Here is a 3,326-nt window from a genome sequence, read left to right as displayed (position 1 = left end):
CCGCGGGTTCCTTCCTCGGGGACTTTCGTACGCCTGCCGGCGCCCGAAACTCTTCACGTTAGCGGACTGTCTGCTGATGGGACGAAATCGCAAATAAGCAGTCCTCCCGCCCGCCACCAAGCGCGTCATAGCAGAGCCGACAATCGATGAAGCGAAACGACCGGTCCCCTCATAGCTTAGGGCGAAGGTTTCCATCTCGAGGCTACATCTCAAATGATCGGGTTAACTCTCGGTCGTCTTCGACCAGACGGATGAACCATTCGCCGGAGGCTTCGATCACTTCAACGCGAGGGTGGACCTTGCCATTCACGCCACCACGTCAATCAGCGCTACCAGCTATTGGATGGTTCTAAAGCCAGGCCCGGCGGCTCTGTGCCGAGTGCAGTTCTCGACTTTCCCGCATCCTTGATCATCGTGCCTCCCGTGAATGTCGAGGCAGATGCGGTGATGGCGGCGGATGGGGGTGTCTTACCGTGACAACCTCCTGCGCTAGCCGCTGCGACGCCTTTAAGCTCTTCGGCCTGTTTACAGTTTCTTCCCTGAGGTCCCCTCGCCCACCAGTCCGAACCTGAGCCAGGAGGGGTGTTGAGCATTCATGAAGCCTCGTGGAATCACACGTCGCCGAGCAAGGCCGCACTCCTGCGCTGCTTGGCTTGCGGGTTGACGATATCGGCGTGTCCTTCGCCGCTCATCATCGCCCACAGGTTCTTGGCCGCATGCCAGCCGATGGCCTGAGTTCCTTCAGTCGTCCAGGCGGCGACATGCGGCGTGCACAAGACGTTGGGTAGCGAAAACAGCGGATCGTCGGTCTTCGGCGGCTCCTGGTCGAACACGTCGAGAGCCGCACCCGCGATTTGGCCATTGGCCAGCGCTGCTCGCAGGGCCGTGTAGTCGATCAGCGATCCGCGCCCGGTGTTCACGACGATAGCTGACGGTTTCATCTTCGCGAACGCGGCGGCGTTTAGGATGTGATGGTTATCCGGGCTCGGCGTTGCGTGCAGCGTCAGGAAGTCGGATTGCTCCACCAGGGTGGAGAAGTCGACGAGTTCGATGCCTGGAGGCGCTTCCTTCAGGAAGGGATCATAGGCAAGGATGCGAGCCTCCCAGCCCGACAGCCGTTGCGCCACGCCACGGCCGATGCGGCCTAGGCCGAGGATGCCGACGGCGGAGCCGCGCAGCGTCGCGCCATGTGTCAGGCCCCGCCACCCGCCACGCCGCATGAATTCGGGCGTCCACGTGCCAAGTTGTTTGGCAACCGCCAGCATCAGGGCGACCGCGTGCTCGCTGACCGTGAAGATCTGAAAATCGTTCGGCGTACTCGAAACCAGAATGCCGTGCTCGGTGGCGGCGTCGATGTCGATGCTGTCGACGCCAATGCCATATTTTGAGATGTAGCGCAGATCCGGAAGCGCCTGCATCACGCGCCTGGTGATGCGGGTGCCGCTTGCCCCCATCAAGGCGATACAGCCATGTGCCTTGGCAATCAGCTCATCCTCGGTGAAGCGCTTGAACGGCATTTCCCAGAGCGCATTGCCGAAAATAACGTTGACCCCACGCTCGCGCAGCCAGTCTAGCGAGGCGTCAGTCGGGTCGTAGCGTTCAAACGCGAGAACGCTGGGCAAGCCTTGAGCGCTCATGAGGGTGGCGATCTCCCTAAAACATTCGAATTGTCTCTGGTGGAACGAATTTGCCTTAAATCTCCTTCGGAAGAGTCGCCCTTGTCACCTTGATGTCGGCGCATCAGTGGTTGACAGCTCTCATTCCGTGGGTGACGGCAGAAGATCAAGACGCGGCACAAATTCCTCCAGCGAGTCGTCAAGGGGCGGGGGTTCTTCCTCAGCCTCCTGCTTTGGCTCGACCATCAGGAGACCTACGATTACTAGGGCAAGCGAAGCCCAGGTCACAACTGGTATCGCCTCTCCAAGTAACAGCATACTCCAGCCAATGCCGGCTGCTGTTCCCGCATAGGCGTTCTGGCTTGCGAAGACAGCACCGGTGCTGGCGATCAACTGAATGAAAAGCAGCATCGCCAAATTGCCAGCGGCAGCCATCAGCAAGACGATGACGCCAAGGCGACCGGTCAATAGATCAAATGGCACGAAGTCCTGATAAAAAGCGGCAAGTGGGATCAGCATCAAAACCGAGACGACGAGCGACATGCCGAACAGGGCGACGTTATCGATGCTGGCGGGCTTTGACTCAGAGAGATAGATATCCTCGGCCGCGTAGGTGACGGGAATTACAAGGGCAATGACAAGCCACACCCAACTGGTGGCCATTTCTCCCGGCTCTCCGTAGAGGAGGATGATGAAGATGCCGACGAGACCCAATCCAAGCCCTACAAAGCGCTTCAAATTCGGAGCTTCGGTCCGCATCAAAGCTGCGAACAAGAAGACGGCAAATCCCTCAAGCACGATGACGATAGAGACGATGGAAGCTGGAAGCTTGCTTGCCACCCAATAAACCAGGACCTGATTGATCACCGAGCTAATGAACGCAAAACGAAGGATGAACCGCCGATCCGCCCAGGTGAGATCCTTGAGGCTCGGCATTGTCCGTCGCTTCAAACTGATCCCGACGCAGAACACAGCTCCTATGACGTCAATGAGGATTGCCAATCCTACCGGATGAGCCTCAACGAGCGAAGCCATCTTGGAAAGTGGCACGACGACGCCCCATAGCCCACCACATGCAAGCAGCAGTAGAGCCCCACGAAACGTGCGAATATTCTGCCGCATCTTTCGCTCTCGCTCGTAGACCTTCTGGGCCATTGTCGCGAACACGGTAGCAAGCTTTCCGAGACCATCTGAGCGGCTTGCCACATCGCGGATGCCAAGCTTCGAAGGATTGAACCGCCCGGTTTCTAAGGTGGCGGCCGCCCTGGTCAGCTTGGTCACCTGCCTCAGATATTCCGTCTCAACGTCGCGGAGTCTTTTTTTCTCGATGCAGGTGTCAACACGAGCCTTCAATAGAGCGAGCTCAAAGTCTTTTGGCAGAAAATCTTCTGCGCCAAGCTCGATGGCGCTTATCACGCTACCCATTTCTTCATCGAGCGCCGAAATGACGATCACTGGCAAATCGCGAGTGGCTCGCGAGGACTTGAGCGCCTTGAGCACCTCGAACCCATCCATTTCGGGCATGACTATATCAAGGAGCACCAAATCAAATGAGTTCTGGCTAACCTGTTCGAGCGCCAGCTTGCCACTTGCGACAGCTGTTGTTTCATGGCCAAGCGTTTGGATAGCTTTGCTGAGTTTCAGGCGCACAGTGGCCTGCTGCCGGTTTCGTGGACACCGAGATAAGGTGTTTAACGGAACTGGAGAGTG

Annotated in this window: 2 protein-coding genes; both read right to left on the bottom strand. The window is 57.9% G+C overall.

The annotated features are described in order from the left end of the window. Nucleotides 1–611 precede the first annotated feature (611 nt). Nucleotides 612–1,637, bottom strand: a complete 1,026-nt coding sequence (locus QQK95_RS33315; protein ID WP_284278831.1) for a hydroxyacid dehydrogenase — start codon at nucleotides 1,635–1,637, stop codon at nucleotides 612–614. A 120-nt stretch (nucleotides 1,638–1,757) separates the two neighbouring features. Then, nucleotides 1,758–3,326, bottom strand: a 1,569-nt coding sequence (locus QQK95_RS33310) for a response regulator (protein ID WP_284278829.1), incomplete at its 5' end; no start/stop codon positions are given.

Source organism: Mesorhizobium huakuii (assembly GCF_030160235.1).
GTDB classification, from domain to species: domain Bacteria; phylum Pseudomonadota; class Alphaproteobacteria; order Rhizobiales; family Rhizobiaceae; genus Mesorhizobium; species Mesorhizobium huakuii.
This window is presented reverse-complemented; position numbering and strand designations above follow the sequence as displayed.